This window comes from Streptomyces resistomycificus (assembly GCF_001514265.1).
Taxonomy (GTDB): Bacteria; Actinomycetota; Actinomycetes; order Streptomycetales; family Streptomycetaceae; genus Streptomyces; species Streptomyces resistomycificus.
This window is the reverse complement of record NZ_KQ948999.1, coordinates 38,747-64,917: the sequence shown is the minus strand read 5'-3', so window position 1 is coordinate 64,917 and position 26,171 is coordinate 38,747. Positions and strand designations below refer to the sequence as shown.

Below are 26,171 nucleotides of genomic sequence, written 5' to 3'. Positions count from 1 at the left end.
GCGCACCACCAGGTACCAGTCCACCACCCGGCACCACCCACACCACCGTGAGACCGCGTACGACTTCGCAGCCCTGGAGTACCCCCCATGCCCGAGACAAACACCGTCTACGACTACGTCGTGATCGGCGGCGGCACCGCCGGCTCCGTCATCGCCTCTCGCCTCACCGAGAACCCGGACGTCACCGTCGCCGTCATCGAGGGCGGCCCCAGCGACGTCGGCCGGGACGACGTCCTGACCCTGCGCCGCTGGATGGGCCTGCTCGGCGGAGAGCTCGACTACGACTACCCCACCACCGAGCAGCCGCGCGGCAACTCCCACATCCGGCACAGCCGGGCCCGGGTCCTCGGCGGCTGTTCCTCGCACAACACCCTGATCGCGTTCAAACCGCTGCCGTCCGACTGGGACGAGTGGGAGGCGGCCGGCGCCAAGGGCTGGGGCGCGGTGCCGATGGAGGCGTACTACGCCCGGCTGAAGAACAACATCGTCCCGGTCGACGAGAAGGACCGCAACGCCATCGCCCGCGACTTCGTCGACGCGGCGCAGAAGGCGCTGGACGTCCCCCGCGTCGAGGGCTTCAACAAGAAGCCGTTCGACGACGGCGTCGGGTTCTTCGACCTCGCCTACCACCCCGAGAACAACAAGCGCTCCTCGGCGTCGGTGGCGTATCTGCACCCTGTGATGGACGAGCGCCCCAACCTCCACATCATGCTGGAGACCTGGGCGTACAAGCTGGAGCTGAAAGGCACCCGCGCCGAGGGTGTGCACGTCCGCACGAAGGACGGCGAGGAGATCCTCGTACAGGCCCGCAACGAGGTCCTGCTGTGCGCGGGCGCCGTCGACTCGCCCCGCCTGCTGATGCACTCCGGCATCGGCCCGAAGTCCGATCTGGAGGCGCTCGGCATCCCGGTCGTGCTCGATCTGCCCGGCGTCGGCGAGAACCTGCTGGACCACCCCGAGTCGGTGATCGTCTGGGAGACCGAAGGCCCGATCCCCGAGAACTCCGCGATGGACTCCGACGCGGGCCTGTTCGTGCGCCGCGACCCCGAACACGCGGGCCCGGACCTGATGTTCCACTTCTACCAGGTCCCGTTCACGGACAACCCCGAGCGCCTGGGCTACGAACGCCCGCCGTACGGCGTCTCGATGACCCCGAACATCCCGAAGCCGAAGAGCCGCGGCCGGCTGTTCCTGACCAGCTCCGACCCCTCCGTCAAGCCGGCCCTCGACTTCCGCTACTTCACCGACGAGGACGACTACGACGGCCGCACCCTCGTCGACGGCATCAAGATCGCACGCGAGATCGCGAAGACCGAACCGCTCGCCGGCTGGCTCAGGCGCGAGGTGGCGCCGGGTCCGCACGTCACCGGCGACGAGGAGCTGAGCGAGTACGCCCGCAAGGTCGCACACACCGTCTACCACCCCGCCGGGACCTGCCGCATGGGCGCCCCGGACGACGAAATGGCTGTCGTCGACCCCGAGTTGAAGATTCGTGGTCTGTCCGGCATCCGGATCGCCGACGCCTCCGTCTTCCCGACCATGACCGCTGTGAACCCCATGATCGGGGTGCTCATGGTCGGCGAGAAGGCGGTCGATCTGATCGGAGGTGACGCCTGATGGCGCTCACAGTCCCCACCCGCAAGCCCCCCACAGATGATTCCGCCACCCCCGTCTTCGCGGTGGACGGCCTGTGGAAGGTCTTCGGCCCCAAGGCCGACACCGTCCCCGGCGATCCCGAACTCGCCTCGCTCCCGGCCGCCGAACTGCGCGCCCGCACCGGCTGCACCGCCGCCGTCCAGGACGTCTCCTTCGACGTCCGCAAGGGCGAGGTCTTCGTCGTCATGGGGCTGTCCGGCTCCGGCAAGTCCACCCTGGTGCGCTGTCTGACCCGGCTGATCGAGCCGACCGCCGGCAACATAGCCATCGACGGCGAGGACGTCCGCGCGATGGACAAGTCCCGGCTGCGCGAACTGCGCCGCCACCGCGCGGCGATGGTCTTCCAGCACTTCGGTCTGCTCCCGCACCGCACGGTCCTCGACAACGTGGCCTACGGCCTGGAGATCCAGGGCGTCGGCAGGGCCGAGCGGCGCGAGCGGGCCCAGCAGGTCGTCAAGAAGGTCGGCCTGGAGGGCATGGAGCAGCGCAGGCCCGGCCAGCTGTCCGGCGGTCAGCGCCAGCGCGTCGGACTGGCCCGCGCGCTCGCCGCGGACCCCGAGGTCCTGCTGTTCGACGAGCCGTTCAGCGCGCTCGACCCGCTGATCCGGCGCGACATGCAGGAGGAGGTCGTGCGCCTGCACCGCGAGGAGGGCCGCACGATGGTCTTCATCACCCACGACCTCAGCGAGGCGCTCAAACTGGGCGACCGGATCGCGCTGATGCGCGACGGCCGCGTGGTGCAGCTGGGCACGCCGGAGGAGATCGTGGGCTCGCCCGCCGACGACTACGTCCGCGAGTTCGTCCGCGACGTACCGCGCGAGCAGGTCATGACGGTCCGCACGGCCATGCGGCCCGGGGACTGCGGCGGCACGGACCACCCGGGCGCGCTCGCCGCCGACGCGGTGGTCGCCGAGGCCATCAAGGTCGTCGCCCGCAGCCACAAGCCCGCCTGCGTCGTGGAGGACGGCCGGTGTCTGGGGGTCGTCGATCACGAACGGCTCCTGGACATCGTGGCCGGAACGGAGCTCCGCAAGGAGGCAGTCTGATGGCAACGGTCACCGCACCCGTCCCCCGGATCGCCCTCCCCGGCGTCCTCAAGCACCGGGCCGTGCACAAGCTCCTGCTGCTGGCTCTCGCCGCGGCGGTCCTCGTGCCCCTGGCGAACGCCCGCTGGGCCAGCGGCAGCTGGCCCGACGCGCTCACCGTCGACCTCACCGATCCGCTGACCAGGACCAGCGACTGGATCATCGACAACCGCGACAGCCACCCGCTGTTCCTCTACTTCTTCGGCCATGTCAGCAACGCGGTCGTCCTCTCCGTACGCGCCGTGTACCTGGTACTGCTCGCCGCCGGGTGGGCCGGCGTCACCGCCTTCGCCGGGCTGGTCGCCTGGCGGGTCGCGGGAGTGAGGCTGGCCCTCGGCACGGCCGCCGCGTTCCTGGCCTGCGGCCTGCTCGGCATGTGGGTGCCGACCATGCAGACGCTCGCGCTGATGGTCGTGGCGGTGCTCGCGTCGGTCGTCGTGGGCGCCGTGCTGGGACTCGCCGCCGGCCTGTCGGACCGTATGGACCGCATCCTGCGGCCGGTCCTGGACACCATGCAGGTACTGCCGGCCTTCGCCTACCTCCTTCCGGTGGTGCTGGTCTTCGGCATCGGTGTCCCCGCGGCCGTCCTCGCCACCGTCGTCTACGCCGCCCCGCCCATGGCCCGGCTCACCTCGCTCGGCCTGCGCGGCGCCGACAAGGAGGTGCTGGAGGCGGTCGAGTCGCTGGGCTCCACCGCCCGCCAGCGCCTGCTGACCGCGCGCATCCCGCTGGCCCGCAAGGAACTCCTCCTCGGCCTCAACCAGACGATCATGATGGCGCTGTCCATGGCGGTCATCGCGTCGGTGATCGGCGCGGGCGGCCTCGGTGACCGGGTCTACCAGGCGCTGGCCTCCGTGGACGTGGGCGCGGCGCTGGCCGCCGGTATCCCGATCGTGCTCCTGGCCGTCGTACTGGACCGCGTCACCGGCGCGGCCGGGGACGGCACTCCGGGCGCCGGCCGCTCGGGGCGCGCGCAGTGGGCGTACGCGCTCGGCGCCACCCTCGTCGTCGCCGTGGCCGCACGTCTCCTGGGCCGTCTGGACTGGCCCGACGCCTGGGTACTGAACATCGCCGAGCCGGTCAACCGGGCCGTCGACTGGATGACCGCGCACCTCTACTCGGGCGTCCCCGTCGTGGGTGGCACCGCCGACTGGGCGGGCCACTTCACCACCTGGGTCCTCGACCCGGTCCGGGACGGCCTGCAGGGGCTGCCCTGGTGGTCCGTCCTGCTCATCGTGGCCGCCCTCGCCTGGGTGATCGGCACCTGGCAGACCGCGCTCACCGCGGTCCTCGCCATGGCCACGATCGGTGTGCTGGGCGTGTGGAAGCCCTCGCTGGACACGCTCTCGCAGGTGCTCGCGGCGGTCGCCGTCACCCTCGTCCTCGGCTTCGCCATCGGTATCACGGCGGCCCGCAGCGACCGCTTCGAACGGCTGCTGCGACCCGTCCTGGACGTCTTCCAGACGATGCCGCAGTTCGTGTACCTGATCCCGGTCGTCGCGCTGTTCGGCGTCGGACGGGCGCCCGCCGTGGCCGCCGCGGTCGTCTACGCGCTGCCCGCCGTCGTCCGCATCACCACCCAGGGCCTGCGCCAGGTCGACCAGGCCGCCATGGAGTCGGCCCGCTCGCTCGGCGCGACCAGCGGCCAGCAGATCCGGCAGGTGCAACTCCCGCTCGCCCGCCCGGCGCTGCTGCTCGCCGTCAACCAGGGCGTGGTCCTGGTCCTCGCCGTCGTCATCATCGGCGGCCTGGTCGGCGGTGGCGCGCTCGGCTACGACGTGGTCTTCGGCCTCGCCCAGGGCGACCTCGCCACCGGTCTGGTGGCCGGCGCGGCGATCGTCTGCCTCGGCCTGATGCTCGACCGGGTGACCCAGCCGACCGAACGCCGCGCGAAGAAGGGAGCATGACATGCGACGACGTACGACTGCCGTAGCGGGCTCCCTCCTGCTGCTGACCGTGACCGGCTGCGGCGCGGCCGACATGACCAAGCAGGCCTCGCCCTTCGCCAACGCCCAGGGCTCGAAGACCGTGAACCTGTCCGTCCAGTCCTGGGTGGGCGCGCAGGCCAACGTGGCCGTCGTCCAGTACCTGCTGGAGCACGAGCTCGGCTACCGCGTCGACACCGTGCAGGTCGACGAGGTGCCCGCCTGGGACGCGCTCAGCCAGGGCCGCGTCGACGCGCTCCTGGAGGACTGGGGCCACCCCGAGCAGGAACAGCGTTACGTCAAGGACAAGAAGACGATCACACGGGCCGGCGACCTCGGCGTGACCGGGCACATCGGCTGGTACGTCCCCACGTACTTCGCCAAGCAGCACCCGGACGTCACGAACTGGAAGAACCTCAACAAGTACGCGGAGCAGTTCCGCACCCCGGAGAGCGGCGGCAAGGGCCAGCTGATGGACGGCTCGCCGTCCTACGTCACCAACGACAAGGCGCTCGTGCAGAACCTGAAGCTCGACTACCAGGTCGTCTTCGCCGGTTCGGAAGCCGCCCAGATCACGCAGATGAGGCAGTTCGCGAAGGAGAAGAAGCCCTTCCTCACCTACTGGTACTCGCCGCAGTGGCTGTTCAAGAAGGTCCCCATGACCGAGGTGAAGCTGCCGGCGTACAAGGAGGGCTGCGACGCGGACCCGGAGAAGGTGGCCTGCGCCTACCCGCACACCCCGCTGCAGAAGTACCTCAACACGGACTTCGCGAAGAACGGCGGCAAGGCGGCCGCCTTCCTGAAGAAGTTCAAGTGGTCGACCGAGGACCAGAACGAGGTGTCCCTGCTGATCGCCGACCAGAAGATGACGCCCGAGGAGGCGGCGAAGAAGTGGGTGGACAGCCACGAGTCCACGTGGAAGGCGTGGCTGTCCTGAACACCGCTACGTGCGGAGGCCGGCGGCGATCTCCCGCAGGGCCGCGGTGGCCCTCCGCTGCAGTCCCGGCCCGAACGTGACACGCGTGGCCCCGAGTTCGCCGAGTCCGGCGGGCGAGGGGCCCGCGCCGTCCAGGGGGGCGAACACGTTCATCGGCCCCTGGATCCCGGACCGCAGCAACGGCAGTACGGTCGTCGGGGCGCCGATCGGATAGACGCAGTCGGCGCCCGCGGCGACGTACAGCGCGGCCCGCCGGATGGTCTGCTCGGGATCGTGGACGCCACGCAGGAAGGTGTCGACGCGCGCGTTGACGAACAGCTGGTCACCGGCCGCGTACCGCACCTCGGCCAGCCGTTCGGCGTGCTCCTGCGGGTCCTTGAGGACGCCCCCGTCGGAGTCCTCGAGGTTGCACCCGACGGCCCCCGCCTCCAGCAACCGCTCCACCAGCTCCTTCGGCGCGAGCCCGTACCCGCCCTCGACGTCCGCCGACACCGGCACGTCCACCGCCCGTACGATCCGCGCGACCGCCGCGAACATCTCGCCCGCCGGCGTCGCCCCGTCCTCGTACCCGAGCGAGGCGGCGACCGCGGCACTGGGCGTGGCGAGCGCGGGGAATCCGGCCTCCGCCAGGGCCCGTGCGCTGGCCGCGTCCCAGGGGCCGGGGAGGACGAGCGGATCGTCCGGGGTCCGGCCGCGGTGGAGCCTGCTGAAGATCTCGACCTTGCTCACGATGTGTGGCCCCCCGGCGGGATCCGGCGGGCGACCATCACCCGGTTCCAGTTGTTGATGGCGGCGATCAGCGCGACCAGGTGGGCGAGCCGAGCGTTGTCGAAGTACTTGGCGGCCTGCTCGTACACCGCGTCGGGCACGAACCCGTCCGTCAGGACGGTGACCGCCTCGGTCAGCGCCAGCGCGGCCCGTTCCCGCTCGTCGTAGACGCCCTCGGCCTCCTCCCAGGCGGCGAGCAGGTCGAGCTGCCGCTGGGGCACGCCGTGCTCGCGGGCGATCGCGAGGTGCATGTCCAGGCAGAAGGCGCAGTGGTTGAGCTGCGAGGCGCGGATCACGACGAGCTCGGCGAGGGCGGGGTCGCCGAGCCCCTTCTTCGCGGCGGCGCTGAGCGCGGACATGGCCCGGCCGACGGCCTGGTCGAGCAGCCCGGTGCGCGGCGCCGTCACTTGTGCCGGCCGGGCTCGTGGTGTCCGGGAGCCATACGGAAGGTCACCCCGAACCGGTTCCACGCGTTGATCACCGCGATCGCCGAGATCAGCTGTGCCAGTTCGGCCTCGTCGAAGTGCTTGGCGGCCTTCTCGTACACCTCGTCCGGCACGAACCCGTCCGTCAGGACGGTCACCGCCTCGGTCAGCTCCAGTGCCGCGAGCTCCTTCTCGGTGTAGAAGTGCCGCGACTCGTCCCAGGCGCCGAGCTGGACGATCCGCTCCACGCTCTCGCCCCCCGCGAGCGCGTCCTTGCTGTGCATGTCGATGCAGAAGGCGCAGTGGTTGATCTGCGAGGCGCGGATCTTCACCAGCTCGTACAGCGTGCGGTCCAGGCCCTGCCTGGCGGCCGTGTCGAGGCGGACCATCGCCTTGTAGACCTCGGGGGCGAGCTGGGCCCACTGCATCCGGGCCGGCTGTTCGGGCACGTACCGCGCAGTCGTCGCCGTGTCGTTGGTCGTCGTCATGCCATCGACCCTAGGAGCGAAGCTGCCCACGGGTATGGTCCACTTCCATGGCGAAACCGTGGGCCACTCTGGGCGTCGATCTGCACCTGGAACCGACCGGGCCGGGCGTCCGCCGCGGTCTCACCGACGCCCTGCGCGAGGCCGTACGGTCCGGCCGGCTCACCCCGGGCACCCGGCTGCCCTCCTCGCGCGCGCTCGCCGCCGACCTGGGCGTCGCCCGCAACACGGTCGCCGACGCCTTCGCCGACCTGGTCGCCGAGGGCTGGCTGACCGCCCGTCAGGGCTCGGGCACCAGGGTGGCCGAGCGGACGATCGTGCCGCCGGCCGGCGCGGCCCCCTCACCCCGGGAACGCCACCGTCCGGCGTACGACCTCCGCCCCGGCGCCCCCGACCTCGCCTCCTTCCCGCGCGCCGAGTGGCTCAAGGCCGCCCGCCGCGCCTTCACCGCCGCCCCGAACGACGCCCTCGGCTACGGCGACCCCCGCGGCCGGGTCGAGCTGCGCACCGCCCTCGCCGGCTACCTCGCCCGCTCCCGGGGCGTGCGCACGCATCCCGACCGGATCGTCGTGGTCGCCGGCTTCGTCCACGGTCTGCAGGTGCTCGGCGCCGTCCTGCGGGGGCGCGGGGTGCGGGCGGTCGCGGTGGAGTCGTACGGCCTGAACGTCCACGAGGACCAGCTCAAGGCGGCCGGCCTGCACACCCCGCCCCTCCCGTTCGACGCTCTGGGCACCGATCCCTCGCACCTCACCGACGAGGGGGCCGTCCTGCTCACCCCCGCCCACCAGTTCCCCATGGGCGTGCCGCTGCACCGGGACCGGCGGGCCGTCGTCGTGGACTGGGCGCGGCGCACCGGCGGACTGGTCCTGGAGGACGACTACGACGGCGAGTTCCGCTACGACCGCCAGCCGGTCGGCGCCCTCCAGGGCCTCGACCCGGACCGCGTCGTCTATCTCGGCACCGCCAGCAAGTCCCTCGCGCCCGCCCTGCGCCTGGCCTGGATGGTGCTGCCGCCGGATTTGGCGGACGCGGCGGCGCGGGCCAAGGGCGGCATCGACACCTGTGGCGTCCTCGACCAGCTCACCCTGGCGGAGTTCATCACGTCCGGGGCCTACGACCGCCACGTGCGCGGCGCCCGTCTGCGCTACCGCCGCCGCCGGGACGCCCTGGTCAAGGCCGTCGCCACCGAGGCGCCCGACGTCCGGGTCACGGGCATCGCGGCCGGTCTGCACGCCGTGCTGGCCCTGCCCGCCGGCACCGAACAGTCCGTGATGCAGGCCGCGACCTGGCAGGGCCTGGCCGTCTACGGCCTCTCCTTCTTCCGCCACGAGTCGGCGGCCGCCGAGAAACTGGACGCGCTGGTGGTGGGGTACGGGACCCCGCCCGACCACGCGTGGGCGGGGGCGTTGGAGGCGCTGTGCAGGGTGTTGCCGTGAGGGGGCGGAGGACGGTGGAGTGCGGGGTGGTGGCGTGGCGGGCCGTGGGCGGTTCGCGGAGGTGAGCCCTTGAGCGCGGGGGCGGCCGTAGGGCTGCTGCCGGTCGCGCTGGAGCGGCTGCTGTCCGTCGAACCCGACCTCCGAGCGCCCGGCCGTGGCCGTCGTGCGTACGTCAGCGGCTCGTCGTAAGGGGCGGCAGGTCAGTTCCGGGACCTCCGGGTGGAGCCCGGGGAGACCCCGGGGCCGGCCGGGGGAGGGGTCTTCCCGGGTGGGGCTTCGTGGGGTGGGACCTCCTGGGTCTGCGGGGTCTGCGGTGTCTCTGATGTCTGCGGTGTCTCCTGGGTCTCCTCGGTCTGTGGGGTCTCCGGGGTCTGTGGGGTCTGTGGGGTCTGCGGGGGTGCCTCCCCGAACCGCGCCAGCGCCAACGCGCCCGCCACGGCCACGAGGAACCCCAGCACCGCCACCCACGCCATCCCCTCCCGCGTACGGTCGCCCAGCCACACCACGCCCACCGCCGCCGGCCCGATCGTCTCCCCGATCACCATCGCCGCGGTGGCCGTGGTCACCGAGCCGCGCTGCAGCGCCGAGGTCAACGACAGGAACGCGGCCCCGCCGCCCAGCAGCAGGGCGTACGTCGCGGGGTTCGCGAGCAGGTCGGAGGGCGCGAGCGAGTCGATCAGGCGGACCGAGACCTCCACGACCCCGAACCCCAGCCCGGCGCCCAGTCCGAGCACCGACGCCCGCCCGCGCTCCGGCAGCCGCCCGCCGCACAGCCCGAGCAACAGCACGGCCACGGCGGTGGCGAGCATCGCGTACTTCAGTGCCGTCGACCCGGCCCGGTCCCCCTCGGTGCCCGACGCGACCCCGAGCAGTGCGAGTCCGGTACACACCAACGCCACCGCGCCCCACTCGCCGCCGCTCAGCCGCACACGCAGCAGCCGTGCCGCGACCACCGCCGTCACCGCGAGGCTCGACGCCAGGGCGGCCCCGACCGTGTAGAGGGGAATCGACCGCAGCGCGGCCACCTGCAACAGGAACCCCAGCCCGTCCAGCGCCAGCCCGGCCAGATAGCGCCACTGACGGACCGCCCGCAGGAACAGCGCCGCCTCGCCGCCGCCCTCCCCGGTGTTCGCCGCCCGGGCCGCCATCGCCTGCAACACCGTCGCCGTACCGAAGCAGACCGCGGCACCAAGGGCGCACATCATTCCAAAGAGCACATAGCGACTCTAGGGGAGGACATGACAGGTGGGCCGCCCGCACGCCCGCTCTTACCGATCTCTAGGCTGACCGCCGTACAACGCAGCGGGCCACCGGCCCGACCAACGGGGAGACATGAACATGGCAGACGCACGTCGGCAACTCCGCTCGGGCACGGTCGCACTCGGCGGCGTGGGACTGCTCGCCGCAGCCCTGACAGCCTGCTCCTCGGACCCCGACAAGCGTTGCGTCGACCGCGACAGCTACACCGCCTCCAAGGGCTACGAAATCGTCGACGACCGCAACTGCAAGTCCGCCACCACCGTCAACGGCGCCTACTACTACGGCGGCAAGAAGAAGAGCGGCTGGATCAAGGGCGGCTCCTTCACCAAGTCCGGCAAGAAGTCCGGCAGTTCGAGCACGAGCGGCAGCAGCGGCAGCAGTGGCAGCAGCGGGGGCATCGACCGCGGCGGCTTCGGCAGCGGTGACAGCGGCGGCAGCGGCAAGGGCAGCTCCGGCGGCTGACCGACCAACCCCCGAGGAAGCGCAGCGCCGCATGAAACGCCACACCATCGAGCCACGCCCCGGCTGGCAGCAGACCGTCGAGGCCCAGGGCCTCATCTATCCGCTCACCCGTTACCCCGACGACTCCCTGCGCCCCTACTGGGACGAGAGCGCCTACTACTCCTTCACGCTCGCCGAGGTCGAGGCGCTGGAGGAGGTCGTCGAGGAACTCCACCGCATGTGCCTGACGGCAGCCGAGCACATCGTCGCCACCGAACGCTTCGCCGACCTCGGCATCACCGACCCCCGCGTGGCGGAAGCGGTCGCCGAGGCCTGGCACCGCCGCGCCGAACTCCCCTCCGTCTACGGCCGTTTCGACCTCCGCTACGACGGCAGGGGCCCGGCGAGGCTCCTGGAGTACAACGCCGACACACCCACCTCCCTCGTCGAGGCGGCCTCCCCCCAGTGGTTCTGGATGGAGGAGCGCTTCCCCGGCGCCGACCAGTGGAACTCCCTCCACGAACGTCTCGTCGACGCCTGGAAGAAGCAGTCCGCCCTCCTCCCGCCCGGCAGCCCCCTCTACTTCGCGCACTCCTCCGCCGACGAACTCGGCGAGGACCTCATGACGGTCGCCTATCTGAAGGAGACCGCCGAACAGGCCGGCCTCGACACCGACTGGATCTCCATGGAGGAGATCGGCTGGGACCCGCTCTCGGGCCGCTTCGTCGACAACCAACTCCGCTTCATCCGCAGCTGCTTCAAGCTCTACCCCTGGGAATGGCTCACCACCGACCGCTTCGCCGACCACGTGCTCGGCACCCTCGACAACGGCGGCGGCACGGGCAGCACCCTGTGGATCGAGCCGGCCTGGAAGATGCTGCTCAGCAACAAGGCCCTGCTGGCCATCCTCTGGGAACTGTTCCCAGGACACCCCAACCTCCTCCCCGCCTACCTGGACGGCCCGCGCGAACTGGCGACGACGACCGGCTACGTCGCCAAGCCCCTGCTGGGCCGCGAGGGCGCCGGGGTCACGGTCCACGAGCCCGAGACCGCCCCCGCCCCTCGCGAGGAGGCCTGCTGCTACCAGGAGTTGGCCCCCCTTCCCGACTTCGACGGCAACCGCGTCGTCCTCGGCGCCTGGGTCGTGGAGAACGAGTCCGCGGGCCTGGGCATCCGTGAGTCCTCCGGCCTGATCACCGACGAGTACGCCCGCTTCCTGCCCCACGTCATCCGCTGAGCCCACCGGGGCCGGCCGGGGCTGCGCAGGGCCCCGCGGCCCCGGCGCGGCACAGCCCGGCGAGCTGGTGGGCATCGGCAGCGCCGAGCAGCCGGACCGCATGGCCACGAGGCCGTCCCGGCCGTCGCGAGCGGCCTCTCCCGGTGCCTTCGCGAGCTCTCCCCGGCGTGGCAGCGGCCCCCTTCCCGCCGTCGCTCGCATGGTGGACGCGGGAGCCGCCCGCTCCCACCCGCCCGGTAGGCTGACCGGCGGGTCGTGACTGGCGCGCTGGGATGGGACGGACCATCGGGGAGCGGCCCGAGGAACCGAGTGCCGTGCGCCTGGGCCGTACCGTGAACGCTGAACACGACGTCCGGAGGTCCCCATGCCAGCCGAACCCCTCTCCCACGAGTCCACCGCCTTCCGTGCCGCCCTCGACGTGATCCGCGCCGTCGAGCCGCGCGTGGCCGACGCCATCGGCCAGGAGGTCGCCGACCAGCGCGAGATGCTCAAGCTGATCGCCTCCGAGAACTACGCCTCCCCGGCCACCCTCCTGGCCATGGGCAACTGGTTCAGCGACAAGTACGCCGAGGGCACCATCGGCCGCCGCTTCTACGCCGGCTGCCGCAACGTCGACACCGTCGAGTCCCTCGCCGCCGAGCACGCGCGCGAGCTGTTCGGCGCCCGCCACGCCTACGTCCAGCCGCACTCCGGCATCGACGCCAACCTTGTCGCCTTCTGGTCGGTCCTCGCCCAGCGAGTCGAGGTCCCCGCCCTGGAGAAGGCCGGCGTCCGCCAGGTCAACGACCTCTCCGAGGCCGACTGGGCCGAGCTCCGCCGAGCCTTCGGCAACCAGCGCATGCTCGGCATGTCCCTGGACGCCGGCGGCCACCTCACCCACGGCTTCCGCCCGAACATCTCCGGCAAGATGTTCGACCAGCGCTCCTACGGCACCGACCCCGCCACCGGCATCCTCGACTACGAGGCCCTGCGCGCCACGGCCCGCGAGTTCAAGCCGCTGATCATCGTCGCCGGCTACTCCGCCTACCCCCGTCTCGTGAACTTCCGGATCATGCGCGAGATCGCCGACGAGGTCGGGGCGACCCTGATGGTCGACATGGCCCACTTCGCCGGCCTGGTGGCGGGCAAGGTACTGACCGGTGACTTCGACCCGGTCCCGCACGCCCAGATCGTCACCACCACCACCCACAAGTCCCTGCGCGGCCCGCGTGGCGGCATGGTCCTGTGCGACGACTCCCTAAAGGACCAGGTCGACCGTGGCTGCCCGATGGTGCTCGGCGGCCCGCTCCCGCACGTCATGGCCGCCAAGGCCGTCGCCCTCGCCGAGGCCCGTCAGCCTTCCTTCCAGGACTACGCCCAGCGCATCGTGGACAACTCCCGCGCCCTCGCCGAGGGCCTGATGAGGCGCGGAGCCACCCTCGTCACCGGCGGCACGGACAACCACCTCAACCTGATCGACGTCGCCTCCTCCTACGGCCTCACCGGCCGCCAGGCCGAGGCCGCTCTGCTCGACTCGGGCATCGTCACCAACCGCAACGCCATCCCCTCCGACCCCAACGGGGCCTGGTACACCTCCGGCATCCGCATCGGCACCCCCGCCCTGACCACGCGTGGTCTCGGCACTGCCGAGATGGACGAGGTCGCGGGCCTCATCGACCGCGTCCTCACCTCCACGGAGGCCGGCACCACCAGCAAGGGCGCCCCTTCCAAGGCCCAGCACGTCCTCGACCCGAAGATCTCGGACGAGATCTCCCACCGGGCCACCGACCTGGTGGCGGGCTTCCCGCTGTACCCGGAGATCGACCTCGGCTGACCTGGCGGGCGGGTCCTGATCCGCCCCTGTCGTGGTCCCACCCGCGGCGGTCCGGCACCCGGCCGGGCCGCCGCGCGGCGTATCCGCAGCGCGCTCGCCCACGCGGCGGCATATCCACATCCCCTCCCGCCCTCCGTCGTCCCGCCCCGTCCGCACGCCCTGGCCCTGCCATCCCCCCATCTCGTCCGTCCTCACCCGTCGAGCAGCTCCTGCCTCGGTTCCTCCACCCGGCGTGAGCGGTGCGGCGGCCGCCGGGAGGTGAACGGTCGCAGGATGAGTGCCAGCCCCGCCCCCGCCGCCGCGCCGGGAAGCGCCCACCACCACCCGATGCGGTCTTTTGCCCCTGACATCGCCGACGGGGAGGCCGCCGTCTCCGGGCCCGTCTGTCCCGCCGTGCCCGCACTGCCGGTAGCGCCCGCGGCGGTCCCGGCCGCCGCATCCTCCTCGGCCTGCCACGGAGCGGGGTAGGCGATACCGGAGGAGCCGTCGGGCGAGGCCCTGCCCATCAGGCCCAGCTCCTCGAGCAGGCCGTGGAGCCGATCCGGGTGCCCGGCGCGGTGCCAGACGCCGGCCGGCAACGCCGGCTCGTTCGCCGCCGTGTGTATCCAGGCCTCCCTCCCCTCGTCGGCCATGAACACCCGATCACGCCGCCACGGCGTCACGTCGTGCACCATCCACGTGACGTTGATCTGCCGACTCTCGGCCAGATCGGCCTCGGGCGGCCTGTCGACGACGCCCTTGTCCGGTGCGCCGAGCAGCTGCGTGAGCTCCTCGTACTGCCTGTCGGAGTGGTACAGCGACGCCGTCTCGGTGCTCCGCGGCGAGACCAGCAGTACGCTCGTCGGGCCGCCGGCCGACGCCGGTGACGCGCCCGCCATCAGGAGCGCGAGTGCCGTGACCGACATCCCCGTCCACACCGCCAGTTCACGACGCCTGTCCCGCCTGCGGACTCCGCTCCTGCGCATCAGTGCCCCCCCACCAGACGATCCGTGCGGCCCGTCCGCGAGCCGCGTGTCACTTCTGGTACACCGCCCGACCCCTCGGGGTTCCCACCCCGGGCGCGCTATTTCGGCGACTGTCCCCGGGGCCCCTCGAAGGACTTCGCGATCTCCACCGCCCGTTCCTTCGAGGCCACCCCCTCCAGTCGCAGCGTCACGTCCGCACCGCCGGCTCCGTGCATCCACAGCAGCGTGGGCCCGGCGGTCCGCTGCTCGCGGGTGTAGCGGGTGCCGCCCGCGTCCACCAGCCAGAAACCCAGCAGGTGCGGGCGCGGAAACCACAGGGCGGTGTCGCCGGTGGAGCCGACGTCCGACGGGTTGTCGCTCAGCGAGATCCACAAGGGCTGCTCGGGCACGCTCTTGGCGAAGCCGATGTCGAGACGGGCCGGGTACTGGTCCAACCGGACGGTGTGCCCCCGCTCCCGCCAGCACAGGGTCACCAGGAACCGCCCCCGCGGCTCGTCGGTCACCGACACCGCGTCCGGTACGCCCAGCGCCGGGGGCACCAGCGGCTCGAACCCGGCCTCCCGGCCGGCCCGCGCGAGCGACACCGACCGCCCGCAGCCGGGCACCTCCGCGCCGGCCGAGGGCGCCGCCGACGGGTCGTGGCGCACCTCGACCCCGCCGAAGTCGAACCAGTCGAGGACCGCCGCCCGCACCGGGGGCGTGAGCACGAGCACCGTCAGCAGGCCGCACAGCGCCGCGGTCAGCGACCGCCACCGCGTCCGCGTCCAGTACCGGGCAGCCCGTAGTCGCTCACCGGCCCCCGGCGGCTCGGCCACCGGAGCCGGCACCCGCTCGGCGAGTATCTGCTCCAGCACCCGCTCGACCATCGACTCCGACCCGGGGCCACTCGGCGGGTCCAGCGAACGCCCCAGCGCCCGCAACTCCGCCGGCAGCCGGGCGGCCTCGTCCCGCCGGTGCCCGGACGCCGCTCCCTCTCCGGCGCCCCGGTCACCGGCCCCGACCGCACCGCCGTCCGCATCCTGCCTCCGGCCCGCCGCACCGCCGCACTCGTCCCCATCCCGCTTCTCACTCACGCTCATCACCCCCTTCCCGGGGCTGGAAATCCGGCAGCAGACGGCTCATCTTGCGCAGCGCGCGGTTCAGCCGGGACTTGACCGTGCCCCGCGGCCAGCCCAGTGCCTGGGCGGTCTCGGGCTCGTCCATCTCCAGCAGGTAGCGGTAGGTGACGACCAGGCGGTGCTCCTCGCTCAGCTCCTCCAGGGCGGTCAGGAGGGCTGCGCGGCGCTCTGCCTCCAGTGTGGCCACGGCCGGGTCCGCGGACTCCGGTATCAGCGGCTCAGCCTCCGCGAGCGCCGCCTCACGGCCGGCGAGCGTCCGCTGACGGGCCGCCGTCCGCACTGTGTTCCTCGTCTCATTGGCCACGATCGACAGCAGCCACGGCTTGAACGACGCGCCGTCCTTGAACCGGCCCAGCGCGCAGTACGCCTTGACGAAGGCCTGCTGCACCACGTCCTCCGCGTCCGCCCCCGCCCCGAGCGCGGCGGCCGCCCTGAGCGCGAGGCCCGTATGCGCCCGCACCAGCTCCGCATACGCCTCCGGCTCTCCGGCGCGTACGCGTGCGATCACCGCGGCCTCATCGACGATGCGGCCCCCCTCCCGCGTCCTCACATTCTTGGTACACCGCCCGGGGCGGATCGGTTCCCACCTGTGTCACATCTGTTTCCGACCAGTTCCGGATCGCCCCCGGAGACCTGAGAGAATGGTGGGCATGGCCTCTGACCGACCCCGCGTGCTCTCCGGAATCCAGCCCACCGCAGGCTCGTTCCACCTCGGCAACTACCTCGGCGCCGTCCGCCAGTGGGTGGCCCTGCAGGAGTCCCACGACGCGTTCTACATGGTCGTCGACCTGCACGCGATCACGATCCCGCAGGACCCCGCGGACCTGCGCGCGAACACCCGCCTGGCCGCCGCCCAGCTCCTGGCGGCCGGTCTCGACCCGGAGCGCTGCACGCTCTTCGTCCAGAGCCACGTCCCCGAGCACGCCCAGCTCGCCTGGATCATGAACTGCCTCACCGGTTTCGGCGAGGCGTCCCGCATGACCCAGTTCAAGGACAAGTCCGCCAAGCAGGGCGCGGACCGGGCGTCCGTCGGCCTGTTCACGTACCCGATCCTCCAGGTCGCGGACATCCTGCTCTACCAGGCCAACGAGGTCCCGGTCGGCGAGGACCAGCGTCAGCACATCGAGCTCACCCGTGACCTCGCGGAGCGCTTCAACGGCCGGTTCGGACAGACCTTCACCATCCCGAAGCCGTACATCCTCAAGGAGACGGCGAAGATCTACGACCTCCAGGACCCGTCGATCAAGATGAGCAAGTCGGCGTCCATGCCGAAGGGCCTCATCAACCTCCTCGACGACCCGAAGGCCACCGCCAAGAAGGTCAAGAGCGCGGTCACCGACACCGACACCGTGATCCGCTTCGACGCGCAGAACAAGCCGGGCGTCAGCAACCTGCTCACCATCCACTCGACCCTCACGGGCGAGGCCGTCGCGGACCTGGAGCAGAAGTACGAGGGCAAGGGGTACGGCGCCCTCAAGACGGACCTCGCCGAGATCATGATCGGGTTCGTGACGCCGTTCCGTGAGCGCACCCAGCAGTACCTGGACGACCCGGAGACGCTGGACTCGATCCTCGCCAAGGGCGCGGAGAAGGCACGTGCCGTCGCCGCGGAGACCCTCTCCCAGGCGTACGACAAGGTGGGCTTCCTGCCCGCCAAGCACTGAGGCGCACCACCGCACAGCCGCACCACCGGGCAGAGCGCTGCACATCACTACGGTTGCGCCTGCCCACAACACACCCGTGGCCGTACAGTCGATAGCCGGACGGCTGGGAACGAAACCGACAGGACGACAGGAGACGACGTGGGGACCCTAACGATCGGCGTGTCGATCGCGGTCCCGGAGCCTCACGGCAGCCTGCTCCAACAGCTGCGCGCGAGCTTCGGCGACGCGGCAGCGCACGGCATTCCCACGCACGTCACCCTGCTGCCGCCGACGGAGATCGACGACACCGCGCTCCAGGCCGTCGAGGCGCACCTGACCGAGGTCGCCGCGGCCGGCCGGCCGTTCCCCATGCGACTGGCCGGCACGGGCACGTTCCGGCCGCTCTCGCCGGTGGTGTACGTCCAGGTCGCCGAGGGCGCCGAGGCCTGCACCTGGCTGCAGAAGCAGGTCCGGGACGCCTCCGGCCCCGTGGCACGCGAACTGCAGTTCCCGTACCACCCGCACGTCACCGTCGCGCACGGCATCGACGACGACGCCATGGACCGCGCCTTCGAGGAACTCGCCGACTACCGGGCCGAGTGGCCCTGCACCGGCTTCGCCCTCTACGAACAGGGCGCCGACGGCGTGTGGCGCAAGCTGCACGAGTACGTGTTCGGCGGCGCGGTCGTCCCACCGCAGGCGTCGGCCCCGTCCGAACGAGGCCTGCCGGCGCACTGAGCGCCTCCGCCGGCCCGTCGGCACCCTCACGGTGTCCGGACGCCGTGCAGGGCCGCCGGGCGGCGTCAGACCGGCAGCCGCCGGAACAGGCTCCTCGGCACGTGCCGCAGTGCCGACATCACCACGCGCAGCGCGCCGGGCACCCACACCGTCTCCGAGCGGCGCCGCAGCCCCAGCTCGATGGCCGTCGCCACGGCTTCCGGTGTGGTCGCCAGCGGTGCCTCCGGACGGCCCGCGGTCATCTTCGAGCGGACGAACCCGGGGCGTACCACCATCACGTGTACGCCGGTGCCGTGCAGGGCGTCGCCCAGCCCCTGGGCGAAGGCGTCGAGGCCGGCCTTGCTGGAGCCGTAGATGAAGTTGGAGCGGCGGGCGCGCTCGCCGGCCACGGAGGAGAGCACCACGAGCGAGCCGTGGCCCTGGGTCTGCAACGCGCGCGCGGAGACGAGGCCCGCCGACACCGCGCCGGTGTAGTTGGTCTGGGCGACCCGTACCGCGTTGATCGGTTCGCGTTCGTCGTGCGCCTGGTCGCCGAGGATCCCGAAGGCGAGCAGCACCATGTCGACGTCGCCCTCGGCGAAGACCTTGCCGAGGGACGTCTCGTGGGAGTCGGGGTCGAGCGCGTCGAAGGGGACCGTGCGCACGTCGGCCCCGAGGCCGCGCAGCTCGGCCGCGGACTGCTCCAGGGCGGGGGAGGGGCGCCCCGCCAGCCACACCGTGCGGGTGCGGCGGGCGATCAGCCGGCGTGCGGTGGCGAGCGCGATCTCCGACGTACCGCCGAGGACGAGCAGGGACTGGGGGATACCGAAGGCGTCCTTCACGACAGCTCCTAACGAATGCCCTCCGGGCCCGGCGGCCCTGAGGGGCTAGAGGTTGAGGCGGCGGGCCAGGTCCGACACGAACACCCCGCGCGGGTCCAGCTCCGCGCGCAGCGCGCGGAAGTCGTCCAGGCGGGGGTACATCGCGGTCAGCAGTTCGGGGCGCAGGCGGGAGTCCTTGGCGAGGTAGACGCGCCCGCCGGCGGCGGCCACCTCCTCGTCCAGCTCGTCGAGGAAGGCGCCGAGGCCGGCCATCCCCGCCGGGACGTCCAGGGCGAGCGTCCAGCCGGGCACCGGGAAGGAGAGCCATCCCGGGTCGGCGTCCCCGAAGCGCTTGAGGACGGCGAGGAAGGAGGGACAGCGGCGCTCGGAGATGCGGTGGACGATCCGGCGCAGGGCGTCCTCCTGGCCGTGGCCGACGACGAACTGGTACTGCACGAAGCCGCCGCGGCCGTAGATCCGGTTCCACTGGGGCACCCCGTCCAGGGGGTGGAAGAAGGCGGACATCCTCTGGAGTTCGCCGGTACGCGCGCGTGGGGCCCTGCGGTACCAGAGCTCGTTGAAGAGCCCGACGCTCGTGCGGGTGAGCAGGCCCTCCGGGAGGAAGGCCGGCGCGGCGGGCAGGCGGGAGGTGCGGAAGGCCAGCGGGTCCCTCCGCGCGCGTGTGCGTTCCGGCAGGGCCTCCAGGGGAGCGTGGTCGCCCCGGGTCAGCACCGCGCGGCCGGTCGCCGTGCCACGCGCCAGCAGGTCGATCCACGCGACCGAGTAACGGTAGTGGTGGTCGGTGGCCGTCAGACGGGCCATCAGGTCGTCGAGGTCCCGCGCGCGTTCGGTGTCGACGGACATCAACGAGGTGGCGACCGGCTGGAGCTGGACCGTCGCGGTGAGGATCACTCCGGTCAGGCCCATGCCGCCGGCTGTCGCGTCGAACAGGGGCGTGCCGCGGCCGACCGTGCGGATCTCGCCGTCGGCGGTGAGGAGTTCGAGCGAGAGGACATGCCGGGAGAAGGACCCCGACACATGGTGGTTCTTGCCGTGGATGTCCGCGCCGATCGCGCCGCCGACCGTGACGTAGCGCGTGCCGGGCGTCACCGGCACGAACCAGCCGAGCGGCAGCAGCACGTGCATCAGCCGGTGCAGGGAGACACCCGCGTCGCACAGCACGATCCCCTCGTCGGCGTCGATGGCGTGGACACGGTCCAGACCCGTCATGTCGAACACCGCGCCGCCGGCGTTCTGCGCCGCGTCCCCGTAGGCCCGCCCCAGGCCCCTGGGGATGCCTCCGCGGGCCCCGCAGTCCCGGACGGCGGCCGCGGCCTCCTCGTACGTCCGGGGGCGGACCAGACGCGCGGCGGTGGGAGCGGTGCGGCCCCAGCCGGTGACGGAGACGGTGTCGGCAGACATGTCGGCGACCGTATCGCCCCTCTGTGGGCGATTGGTTTTGAAACATTCACCCCCTCCCCGAAATGGGTGATTAATGGGATGTCGCTCTATATTGCCGGAGTTCTGACGGCCTTGACGTGAACAGTGAGTCCACATGGACGATCTCGACGACATGGACCACCGGATCCTTTCGGCGCTGAGGGCGTACGGCAGCGACCCACGCGTCGCGAACACCGCGCGCGTCCTGTCCCGGGTGGGCGAGCACGGCGCGCTGTGGCTCGCCGCGGGTCTCGCGGGCGCGGCCCTGGACGGCCCGCGGCGCGGTGTCTGGTTGCGCGGGACGGCGCTCACCGCGGGCGCCCACCTCGTCAGCATGGGAGTGAAGAGGGTGGTGCGTCGGCCTCGCCCGGCGCACGTCGAGCCCCTGGTGCGCACCGCCGGCCGGCACTCATTCCCGAGCTCGCACGCCACCTCGGCCGCGGCCGCCGCGGTCGCCTTCGGCGCGCTGGGCGTGAACGCCGTCCCGCCGCTGGCCGCCGCGATGTGCGTGTCACGCCTCGTCGTCGGCGTGCACTACCCCTCGGACGTGGCGGCGGGCGCCGCCCTGGGGGCGCTGACAGCGCGGATCGGGGCACGTTGGATGCGAGGGAGCGCGCATGACTGAGACCGCGCCGATGACAGGCGGTGCGCGCCCCGGCGAGGCGACGCTGCTGGAACAACGCTCGCCCCTACGGCGGTCCGCGGCCTCCCGAAGCGGCCCTCTCCGGGGCGGCCTCCTGGGCGGTCTCCTCAGGACCGCGCGCCCCAGGCAGTGGGTCAAGAACGTCCTGGTCGTCGCCGCCCCGGCCGCCGCCGGCGAGCTGTTCTCCCGGCACGCCCTCACCCGACTCACGCTCGTCTTCGCGCTCTTCACCGCCTGCGCCGCCGCCGTCTATCTGATCAACGACGCCCGTGACGCGGAGGCCGACCGCGCCCACCCCACCAAGCGCCACCGCCCGGTCGCCGCCGGCCAGGTCCCCGTACCCGTCGCGTACGCGGTGGGAGCCGCCCTGGGCGTCCTCGCGCCGGCTCTCGCGGCCTGGCTGGTCTCACCGGCCGTCGCGGCGCTCCTGACGGCGTATCTGGGCATGCAACTTGCCTACTGCGTCAGCCTCAAGCACGTCCTGGTCATCGACCTCGTCGTCGTGACGACCGGGTTCCTGATGCGGGCCGTGATCGGCGGCCTGGCGCTCGGCATTCCGCTCTCGCGCTGGTTCCTGATCACGACCGGGTTCGGAGCGCTGTTCATGGTGTCGGCCAAGCGCTACTCCGAGGCCGTCCAGTTGGCCGGGAACGCGGGCGCCACGCGCGCGTTGCTCACCGAGTACACCACCGGCTACCTGCGCTTCGTGTGGCAGCTCGCGGCCGGCGTCGCCGTCCTCGGCTACTGCCTGTGGGCCCTGGAGGAGGGCGGCGTCCCGCACACCGGCGTCCTGCCGTGGCGCCAGCTGTCCATGGTCGCCTTCATCCTCGCCATCCTCAGATACGCCGTCTTCGCCGACCGCGGCACCGCCGGCGAACCCGAGGACGTCGTCCTGCGCGACCGGGCCCTCGCCCTGATCGCCCTGGCCTGGGCCGCGATGTACGCCCTGGCGGTGGCCAATTGGTGAGTACGCGCGCGTGGGCGGCCCGCGGCGCACCCCCGCCCGCGCGCACGAGGGCCGGCCGCCGGGAACTGCTCGGCTTCGCCGCCGCCGGCCTGCTCGCCTACGCCGTCGACCTCGCCCTCTTCACCCACCTGCGCGGCCCGGCCGGGCTCGACCCGCTCGCCGCCAAGGCACTGTCCTTCGTCGCGGGCTGCTCGGTGGCGTACGCGGGCAACGCCCTCGGTACGTACCGGGACGCCAGACCCAGGGGACCGCGCCCGTACGCCGTCTTCTTCGCCGTGAACGTCGCCGGCGCCCTCGTCCAACTGCTGTGCCTCGCCGTCAGCCACTACGGCCTCGGCCTCACCTCCCAGCGCGCCGACACCGTCTCCGGGTCGGGAATCGGCATGGTCCTCGCCACCGTGCTGCGGTTCTGGGGCACCAGGGCATTGGTCTTCCGCAACGAGGGCAGAGTCGGATCATGGACTGGCTGAAAAAACTCCCCGGCGTCGGGCCGCTGGTCGTCCGCGTGACCGCCACGCACGCGTGGCGGTCGTTCGAGCGGTTGGACCGGGTGAAGTGGACACGGCTGGCCGCCGCCATGACGTTCACCAGCTTCGTGGCGCTCTTCCCGCTGCTCACCGTGGCCGCCGCGATCGCCGCGGCGACGCTCAGCAAGGAGCGGCAGGCCACGCTGGAGGACAAGATCGCCGAGCAGGTGCCCGGCATCTCCGACCAGCTCAACATCGACGGCCTGGTGCAGAACGCCGGCACCGTCGGCCTCATCGCGGGCGCCGCCCTGCTGTTCACCGGTATCGGCTGGGCCGGCTCGACGCGCGAGTGCCTCAGGGCCGTGTGGGAGCTGCCCGACGAGGAGGAGAACGCGGTCCTGCGCAAGGCGAAGGACCTGGGCATCCTCCTCGGGCTCGGCGGGGCCGTGCTCGTCACCCTCGCCACCTCCACCGTCGCCTCCGCGATGGTCGGCTGGATCACCGAGCAGCTCGGCATCGACAAGGCGGGCTGGGGCAGCGTCCTGCTGCGGATCGCCGCGTTCGGCGTCGCCGTACTCGCCGACTTCCTGCTCCTGCTCTACGTCCTGACCCTGCTGCCGGGTGTCGAGCCGAGGCGCCGCCGCCTGGTCGTCGCCGCGCTGACCGGCGCGGTCGGCTTCGAGCTGCTGAAGCTGCTGCTGAGCGGCTACATGCAGGGTGTGGCCGCGAAGAGCATGTACGGCGCGTTCGGCGTCCCCGTGGCCCTGCTCCTGTGGATCAACTTCACGGCGAAGCTGGTGCTGTTCTGCGCCGCCTGGACGGCGACGCAGAGCAAGGAGGACGAGGAGCGGGGCGAACCTACGGGCGAGGCCGGCGACGTACCAGATCCGGCAGCGGCCAGCGGCGGTTGACCAGGAACGCGGCGCCCGCGAGCAGCACCAGCAGCCCGCCGGTGATCGAGAGGGCGATGCCCATGCCGCCGGAGCCACCCCCGGCCGTGGCGGAGGCCACCGGCTTCGACGAGGCTCCCGCCCCGCCCGTGCCGCCGTCGCCGCTGTCCGCGCCTCCGGCCTCGCCGGAGGCGTTGGCCCCCGGCTGGGCGCTCGCCTGCGCGGCACTCCTGGGCGGCACCAGCTCGCCCACCGGCTCCACCTTGCCGGCCGCCTTGAAGCCCCAGTCGAAGAGCTTGGCGGTCTCCTTGTAGACCTCGTTGTGCTCGTCCTTCTCCGGGTTCATGACGGTGACCAGCAGCACCTTGCCGCCCCGCTCGGCGACACCGGTGAAGGTGGCGCCGGCGTTGGTGGTGTTGCCGTTCTTGACGCCCGCGATGCCCGGGTAGACGGAGACGTCGGAGTCGCCGGTCAGCAGCCGGTTGGTGTTCTGGATCTCGAAGGTGTCGCGGCGCGTCTTGCCCTTCTTGCGGACCGTCGCGCCCGGGAACTTCGCGGACACCGTGGAGCTGTACTCGCGGAAGTCCTTCTTCTGCAGCCCGGAACGGGCGATCAGGGTCAGGTCGTAGGCCGAGGACACCTGGCGGGGTTCGTCGTAGCCGTCCGGGCTGACCGCGTGCGTGTCGAGGGCCTGGAGCTCCTCGGCGTGCGCGTTCATCTCCGCGACGGTGTTGTCGACGCCGTCGTTCATCGCGGACAGGACGTGCACGGCGTCGTTGCCGGAGCGCAGGAAGACGCCGAGCCACAGGTCGTGGACCGAGTACGTCTCGCCCTCCTTTATGCCGACCATGCTGGAGCCGGAACCGATGCCGGCCAGGTCGGTCGGGACGACCTTGTGCTTCGCGGTCTTCGCGAACTTCGGCAGGAGCGTGTCCGCGAACAGCATCTTCAGGGTGCTCGCCGGGGGCAGCCGCCAGTGCGCGTTGTTGGCCGCCAGGACGTCACCGGACTCGGCGTCGGCGACGATCCACGAACGCGCGGTCAGCCCCTTGGGCAGCACCGGAACCCCGCTCGCCAGGTTGACCTGCGGCCCGGCCTGGCCCAGGCGTGCGCCGCCGACGGTCGACATGTTCGCCGGGGGAGTGACCGACGGACTCGCGGACGGACTCGGTGAGGGACTCGGGGCCGCCACGGCGACAGGAGCGGTCAGCGCGAGCGACGACACGACGGACGACAGGGCGACGGAAGTGACCAGCAGGGATCGCCTGACGGTCTTCTTGGGAGCGGGCACGGTCAGGAACGTACATGCCACAGGGCGTGAAGTCCCGTCACCCTCCCCACCCCGGCCAAGGAACCGGACACCGGGCGGCGATACTGGAGGCATGAAGCTCAGCCGCCCCGTCTCCTGGTTCCTGCTCGCCTTCGGGGTGTGGAGCTGGGTCATCTGGGTCACTTTCGTCAAAAACCTGATCAAGGACAGCAGCGGGCTCGCGTTCGACGACGGTCACCCGACGGCGTACTTCTGGGTGCACCTGCTGCTCGCGGTCGTCTCCTTCGTATTGGGGACGGTCGTCGGGGGCATCGGGTTGCGCGGAGTACGCGCATTGCGCCGGACGTCATAACCACAGACCGGACGTCATCACTCAGCCGGACGTCATCACCACAGAGCTGACACCCACAACGGGGGACACGAGACCGTGGTCATACTCTTCGTACTAGTCGCGCTGGTCGTCCTGGGCATCCTGGTGACGGCCAACTGGTACCTGTGGAGACGCCTGTTCCGCGACACGACCCGAGCCCCGGGCCTCGCGCGCCGCGCGGGTGCGGTGCTGATCGCCGGCGGCTGGGTGCTGGCGATCACGGCCCTCGTCGCCGAGCGCACCGGCGCCCCCTTCTGGCTCCAGCGCACCCTGGCGTGGCCGGGCTTCCTGTGGCTGGCCCTGTCGATCTACCTGCTGCTCGGCGTGATCGTCGGTGAGGTCGTACGGCCGCTGCTGCGGCGGTTCCTGGAGCGGCGGGACCGGCGGAAGGCGGCCACCGCGGTCGCCGTGCCGCGACCGGAGCCCGTCCCTGCCGGGGCCCCGCCCCAGGAGCCCCCGGCCGCCGCCTCGCCCCGCCTGGTCGCCGCCCCCTCCCGCCGTCTGTTCGTCTCCCGGGTCGTCGGCGGCGCCGCGGCCGCGGCCGCCCTCGGAACCGTCGGCTACGGCACGTACGGCGTCCTGAACGGCCCCACCGTCAAGCGGGTCACGGTCCCGCTGGCCAAGCTCCCGCGCGCGGCGCACGGTTACCGGATCGCGGTGGTCAGCGACGTCCACCTGGGCCCGGTGCTCGGCCCGGGCTTCGCGCAGAAGGTCGTCGACACGATCAACGGCACCCAGCCCGACCTGATCGCGGTCGTCGGCGACCTGGTCGACGGCAGCGTGAAGGACCTGGGTCCGGCCGCCGCGCCCCTGGCCCGGCTGAAGGCGCGGCACGGGTCGTACTTCGTCACCGGCAACCACGAGTACTTCTCCGGCGCCGAGCAGTGGGTCGAGGAGGTACGGCGGCTGGGTCTGCACCCGCTGGAGAACGCCCGTACGGAGATGCCCTGGTTCGACCTGGCGGGCGTCAACGACCTCGCGGGCGAGAGCGAGGGCCAGGGCCCCGACTTCGCCAAGGCGCTCGGCGACCGCGACCGGGCACGCGCGTGCGTGCTCCTCGCCCACCAGCCCGTACAGATCCACGACGCCGTCAAGCACGGCGTCGACCTCCAGCTCTCCGGCCACACCCACGGCGGCCAGCTCTGGCCGGGCAACTTCGTCGCCTCGGCCGAGAACCCGACCCTCGCGGGCCTGGAGCGCTACGGCGACACACAGCTGTACGTCAGCCGCGGCGCCGGCGCCTGGGGCCCGCCGACCCGGGTCGGCGCCGAATCCGACATCACGGTGATCGAACTGGCGTCCAAGCAGGCCTGAAACCGCCGCCCCCCAAGCTGTGAGATCCCTGTGGAATCTCGCAGAAAGCGCTTGCGGTAACGTCTTTCCCAACTCCCC

Annotated in this window: 25 protein-coding genes, 1 pseudogene and 1 riboswitch; of the genes and pseudogenes, 16 read left to right on the top strand and 10 right to left on the bottom strand. The window is 72.0% G+C overall.

Features of this window, described 5'->3' with window-relative positions:
• Nucleotides 1–87: 87 nt before the first annotated feature.
• The 4 genes from AQJ84_RS30655 to AQJ84_RS30640 are packed head-to-tail and all read left to right on the top strand — an operon-like array spanning nucleotide 88 to nucleotide 5,603.
• Nucleotides 88–1,617: a GMC family oxidoreductase gene (locus tag AQJ84_RS30655; RefSeq protein WP_030043214.1), complete on the top strand. Its 1,530-nt coding sequence runs from the start codon at nucleotides 88–90 to the stop codon at nucleotides 1,615–1,617.
• A complete protein-coding gene (locus tag AQJ84_RS30650; protein ID WP_030043215.1) occupies nucleotides 1,617–2,702 on the top strand; it encodes a quaternary amine ABC transporter ATP-binding protein in 1,086 nt (361 codons plus the stop codon). Before AQJ84_RS30655 ends, AQJ84_RS30650 begins: the two co-directional genes overlap by 1 nt.
• Nucleotides 2,702–4,648: an ABC transporter permease gene (locus AQJ84_RS30645; protein WP_030043216.1), complete on the top strand. Its 1,947-nt coding sequence runs from the start codon at nucleotides 2,702–2,704 to the stop codon at nucleotides 4,646–4,648. Before AQJ84_RS30650 ends, AQJ84_RS30645 begins: the two co-directional genes overlap by 1 nt.
• A 1-nt stretch (nucleotide 4,649) precedes the next feature.
• Nucleotides 4,650–5,603, top strand: coding sequence for an ABC transporter substrate-binding protein (locus AQJ84_RS30640; protein ID WP_030043218.1), 954 nt, complete (start codon nucleotides 4,650–4,652; stop codon nucleotides 5,601–5,603).
• A gap of 6 nt (nucleotides 5,604–5,609) precedes the next feature.
• Here the strand turns inward: AQJ84_RS30640 and AQJ84_RS30635 are convergent, their stop codons facing one another.
• The 3 genes from AQJ84_RS30635 to AQJ84_RS30625 are packed head-to-tail and all read right to left on the bottom strand — an operon-like array spanning nucleotide 5,610 to nucleotide 7,284.
• Nucleotides 5,610–6,332 (bottom strand): isocitrate lyase/PEP mutase family protein, encoded by a 723-nt coding sequence (locus AQJ84_RS30635; protein ID WP_030043219.1) that lies wholly within the window; start codon nucleotides 6,330–6,332, stop codon nucleotides 5,610–5,612.
• Nucleotides 6,329–6,730: a carboxymuconolactone decarboxylase family protein gene (locus AQJ84_RS30630; protein ID WP_051870152.1), complete on the bottom strand. Its 402-nt coding sequence runs from the start codon at nucleotides 6,728–6,730 to the stop codon at nucleotides 6,329–6,331. The genes AQJ84_RS30635 and AQJ84_RS30630 overlap by 4 nt, the downstream gene beginning before the upstream one ends.
• Nucleotides 6,731–6,774: 44 nt before the next feature.
• Nucleotides 6,775–7,284, bottom strand: a complete 510-nt coding sequence (locus tag AQJ84_RS30625; RefSeq protein ID WP_030043221.1) for a carboxymuconolactone decarboxylase family protein — start codon at nucleotides 7,282–7,284, stop codon at nucleotides 6,775–6,777.
• Between the two features lie 47 nt (nucleotides 7,285–7,331).
• Here AQJ84_RS30625 and pdxR point away from each other — a divergent pair, with 47 nt between their 5' ends.
• Complete coding sequence (pdxR, locus tag AQJ84_RS30620; RefSeq protein ID WP_053191802.1) at nucleotides 7,332–8,717, top strand: MocR-like pyridoxine biosynthesis transcription factor PdxR; 1,386 nt, start codon at nucleotides 7,332–7,334, stop codon at nucleotides 8,715–8,717.
• Between the two features lie 392 nt (nucleotides 8,718–9,109).
• On the opposite strand, the pseudogene AQJ84_RS30615 reads toward pdxR, so the two are convergent.
• Nucleotides 9,110–9,922, bottom strand: a pseudogene (locus AQJ84_RS30615) (hypothetical protein); the annotation flags it as partial.
• Nucleotides 9,923–10,055: 133 nt separating this feature from the next.
• Between AQJ84_RS30615 and AQJ84_RS30610 the strand changes: the two are divergent.
• From AQJ84_RS30610 to AQJ84_RS30600, 3 genes are all read left to right on the top strand, one after another.
• On the top strand, nucleotides 10,056–10,439 hold the full coding sequence (locus tag AQJ84_RS30610) for a hypothetical protein (RefSeq protein ID WP_030043223.1): 384 nt from the start codon (nucleotides 10,056–10,058) through the stop codon (nucleotides 10,437–10,439).
• Between the two features lie 31 nt (nucleotides 10,440–10,470).
• Nucleotides 10,471–11,655 carry a glutathionylspermidine synthase family protein gene (locus AQJ84_RS30605; protein ID WP_030043224.1) on the top strand — a complete coding sequence of 395 codons (1,185 nt, stop codon included), beginning with the start codon at nucleotides 10,471–10,473 and terminating at the stop codon, nucleotides 11,653–11,655.
• Nucleotides 11,656–11,900: 245 nt separating this feature from the next.
• Nucleotides 11,901–11,988: riboswitch (ZMP/ZTP riboswitch) on the top strand.
• Nucleotides 11,989–12,019: 31 nt separating this feature from the next.
• Complete coding sequence (locus AQJ84_RS30600) at nucleotides 12,020–13,468, top strand: glycine hydroxymethyltransferase (protein ID WP_030043225.1); 1,449 nt, start codon at nucleotides 12,020–12,022, stop codon at nucleotides 13,466–13,468.
• 191 nt (nucleotides 13,469–13,659) lie between these two features.
• On the opposite strand, the gene AQJ84_RS30595 is transcribed toward AQJ84_RS30600, so the two are convergent.
• The 3 genes from AQJ84_RS30595 to AQJ84_RS30585 form a co-directional block, all read right to left on the bottom strand.
• On the bottom strand, nucleotides 13,660–14,433 hold the full coding sequence (locus tag AQJ84_RS30595) for a hypothetical protein (protein ID WP_225877377.1): 774 nt from the start codon (nucleotides 14,431–14,433) through the stop codon (nucleotides 13,660–13,662).
• A 98-nt stretch (nucleotides 14,434–14,531) separates the two neighbouring features.
• Entirely contained in the window at nucleotides 14,532–15,512 is a 981-nt protein-coding gene (locus AQJ84_RS30590; RefSeq protein WP_053192528.1) for a hypothetical protein, read from the bottom strand.
• Complete coding sequence (locus AQJ84_RS30585) at nucleotides 15,499–16,101, bottom strand: RNA polymerase sigma factor (RefSeq protein ID WP_198536376.1); 603 nt, start codon at nucleotides 16,099–16,101, stop codon at nucleotides 15,499–15,501. The genes AQJ84_RS30590 and AQJ84_RS30585 overlap by 14 nt, the downstream gene beginning before the upstream one ends.
• Before the next feature lie 100 nt (nucleotides 16,102–16,201).
• Here AQJ84_RS30585 and trpS point away from each other — a divergent pair, with 100 nt between their 5' ends.
• Together trpS and AQJ84_RS30575 are read left to right on the top strand one after the other, a co-directional pair.
• Nucleotides 16,202–17,215, top strand: coding sequence for a tryptophan--tRNA ligase (trpS, locus tag AQJ84_RS30580; protein ID WP_030043228.1), 1,014 nt, complete (start codon nucleotides 16,202–16,204; stop codon nucleotides 17,213–17,215).
• A 138-nt stretch (nucleotides 17,216–17,353) separates the two neighbouring features.
• Nucleotides 17,354–17,932 (top strand): 2'-5' RNA ligase family protein, encoded by a 579-nt coding sequence (locus tag AQJ84_RS30575; protein WP_030043229.1) that lies wholly within the window; start codon nucleotides 17,354–17,356, stop codon nucleotides 17,930–17,932.
• Nucleotides 17,933–17,997: 65 nt separating this feature from the next.
• Here the strand turns inward: AQJ84_RS30575 and AQJ84_RS30570 are convergent, their stop codons facing one another.
• Together AQJ84_RS30570 and AQJ84_RS30565 are read right to left on the bottom strand one after the other, a co-directional pair.
• Nucleotides 17,998–18,753 (bottom strand): decaprenylphospho-beta-D-erythro-pentofuranosid-2-ulose 2-reductase, encoded by a 756-nt coding sequence (locus AQJ84_RS30570; RefSeq protein ID WP_030043230.1) that lies wholly within the window; start codon nucleotides 18,751–18,753, stop codon nucleotides 17,998–18,000.
• Nucleotides 18,754–18,798: 45 nt separating this feature from the next.
• A complete protein-coding gene (locus AQJ84_RS30565; protein WP_030043231.1) occupies nucleotides 18,799–20,154 on the bottom strand; it encodes an FAD-binding oxidoreductase in 1,356 nt (451 codons plus the stop codon).
• 133 nt (nucleotides 20,155–20,287) lie between these two features.
• Between AQJ84_RS30565 and AQJ84_RS30560 the strand changes: the two genes are divergently transcribed.
• Genes AQJ84_RS30560 through AQJ84_RS30545 form a run of 4 tightly spaced genes read left to right on the top strand, consistent with a single transcriptional unit; the run spans nucleotide 20,288 to nucleotide 23,160 of the window.
• Nucleotides 20,288–20,797 carry a phosphatase PAP2 family protein gene (locus tag AQJ84_RS30560; protein ID WP_030043232.1) on the top strand — a complete coding sequence of 170 codons (510 nt, stop codon included), beginning with the start codon at nucleotides 20,288–20,290 and terminating at the stop codon, nucleotides 20,795–20,797.
• Complete coding sequence (locus tag AQJ84_RS30555; protein ID WP_063753166.1) at nucleotides 20,790–21,782, top strand: decaprenyl-phosphate phosphoribosyltransferase; 993 nt, start codon at nucleotides 20,790–20,792, stop codon at nucleotides 21,780–21,782. The genes AQJ84_RS30560 and AQJ84_RS30555 overlap by 8 nt, the downstream gene beginning before the upstream one ends.
• Nucleotides 21,779–22,252 (top strand): GtrA family protein, encoded by a 474-nt coding sequence (locus AQJ84_RS30550; RefSeq protein WP_051870149.1) that lies wholly within the window; start codon nucleotides 21,779–21,781, stop codon nucleotides 22,250–22,252. The genes AQJ84_RS30555 and AQJ84_RS30550 overlap by 4 nt, the downstream gene beginning before the upstream one ends.
• Complete coding sequence (locus AQJ84_RS30545) at nucleotides 22,240–23,160, top strand: YihY/virulence factor BrkB family protein (RefSeq protein WP_030043235.1); 921 nt, start codon at nucleotides 22,240–22,242, stop codon at nucleotides 23,158–23,160. The genes AQJ84_RS30550 and AQJ84_RS30545 overlap by 13 nt, the downstream gene beginning before the upstream one ends.
• Here AQJ84_RS30545 and AQJ84_RS30540 read toward each other — a convergent pair.
• Entirely contained in the window at nucleotides 23,108–24,430 is a 1,323-nt protein-coding gene (locus AQJ84_RS30540) for a D-alanyl-D-alanine carboxypeptidase family protein (RefSeq protein WP_030043236.1), read from the bottom strand. The two genes, AQJ84_RS30545 and AQJ84_RS30540, sit on opposite strands and share 53 nt — an antisense overlap.
• Nucleotides 24,431–24,521: 91 nt before the next feature.
• On the opposite strand from AQJ84_RS30540, the gene AQJ84_RS30535 reads away from it, so the two are divergent.
• The gene (locus AQJ84_RS30535; protein WP_030043237.1) at nucleotides 24,522–24,761 is read left to right on the top strand and encodes an SCO4848 family membrane protein; all 240 of its coding nucleotides are present in this window, start codon (nucleotides 24,522–24,524) and stop codon (nucleotides 24,759–24,761) included.
• A gap of 75 nt (nucleotides 24,762–24,836) precedes the next feature.
• Nucleotides 24,837–26,093, top strand: a complete 1,257-nt coding sequence (locus AQJ84_RS30530; protein ID WP_030043238.1) for a metallophosphoesterase — start codon at nucleotides 24,837–24,839, stop codon at nucleotides 26,091–26,093.
• Nucleotides 26,094–26,171 lie beyond the last annotated feature (78 nt).

Coding starts and splice junctions, on each gene's coding strand:
- AQJ84_RS30645 (WP_030043216.1), top strand. CDS start 2,702: ATGGCAACGGTCACCGCACCCGTCCCCCGGATCGCCCTCCCCGGCGTC.
- AQJ84_RS30640 (WP_030043218.1), top strand. CDS start 4,650: ATGCGACGACGTACGACTGCCGTAGCGGGCTCCCTCCTGCTGCTGACC.
- AQJ84_RS30560 (WP_030043232.1), top strand. CDS start 20,288: ATGGACGATCTCGACGACATGGACCACCGGATCCTTTCGGCGCTGAGG.
- AQJ84_RS30545 (WP_030043235.1), top strand. CDS start 22,240: ATGGACTGGCTGAAAAAACTCCCCGGCGTCGGGCCGCTGGTCGTCCGC.
- AQJ84_RS30630 (WP_051870152.1), bottom strand. CDS start 6,730: ATGTCCGCGCTCAGCGCCGCCGCGAAGAAGGGGCTCGGCGACCCCGCC.
- trpS (WP_030043228.1), top strand. CDS start 16,202: ATGGCCTCTGACCGACCCCGCGTGCTCTCCGGAATCCAGCCCACCGCA.
- pdxR (WP_053191802.1), top strand. CDS start 7,332: ATGGCGAAACCGTGGGCCACTCTGGGCGTCGATCTGCACCTGGAACCG.
- AQJ84_RS30565 (WP_030043231.1), bottom strand. CDS start 20,154: ATGTCTGCCGACACCGTCTCCGTCACCGGCTGGGGCCGCACCGCTCCC.
- AQJ84_RS30595 (WP_225877377.1), bottom strand. CDS start 14,433: ATGCGCAGGAGCGGAGTCCGCAGGCGGGACAGGCGTCGTGAACTGGCG.
- AQJ84_RS30555 (WP_063753166.1), top strand. CDS start 20,790: ATGACTGAGACCGCGCCGATGACAGGCGGTGCGCGCCCCGGCGAGGCG.
- AQJ84_RS30605 (WP_030043224.1), top strand. CDS start 10,471: ATGAAACGCCACACCATCGAGCCACGCCCCGGCTGGCAGCAGACCGTC.
- AQJ84_RS30610 (WP_030043223.1), top strand. CDS start 10,056: ATGGCAGACGCACGTCGGCAACTCCGCTCGGGCACGGTCGCACTCGGC.
- AQJ84_RS30535 (WP_030043237.1), top strand. CDS start 24,522: ATGAAGCTCAGCCGCCCCGTCTCCTGGTTCCTGCTCGCCTTCGGGGTG.
- AQJ84_RS30650 (WP_030043215.1), top strand. CDS start 1,617: ATGGCGCTCACAGTCCCCACCCGCAAGCCCCCCACAGATGATTCCGCC.
- AQJ84_RS30625 (WP_030043221.1), bottom strand. CDS start 7,284: ATGACGACGACCAACGACACGGCGACGACTGCGCGGTACGTGCCCGAA.
- AQJ84_RS30600 (WP_030043225.1), top strand. CDS start 12,020: ATGCCAGCCGAACCCCTCTCCCACGAGTCCACCGCCTTCCGTGCCGCC.
- AQJ84_RS30655 (WP_030043214.1), top strand. CDS start 88: ATGCCCGAGACAAACACCGTCTACGACTACGTCGTGATCGGCGGCGGC.
- AQJ84_RS30590 (WP_053192528.1), bottom strand. CDS start 15,512: ATGAGCGTGAGTGAGAAGCGGGATGGGGACGAGTGCGGCGGTGCGGCG.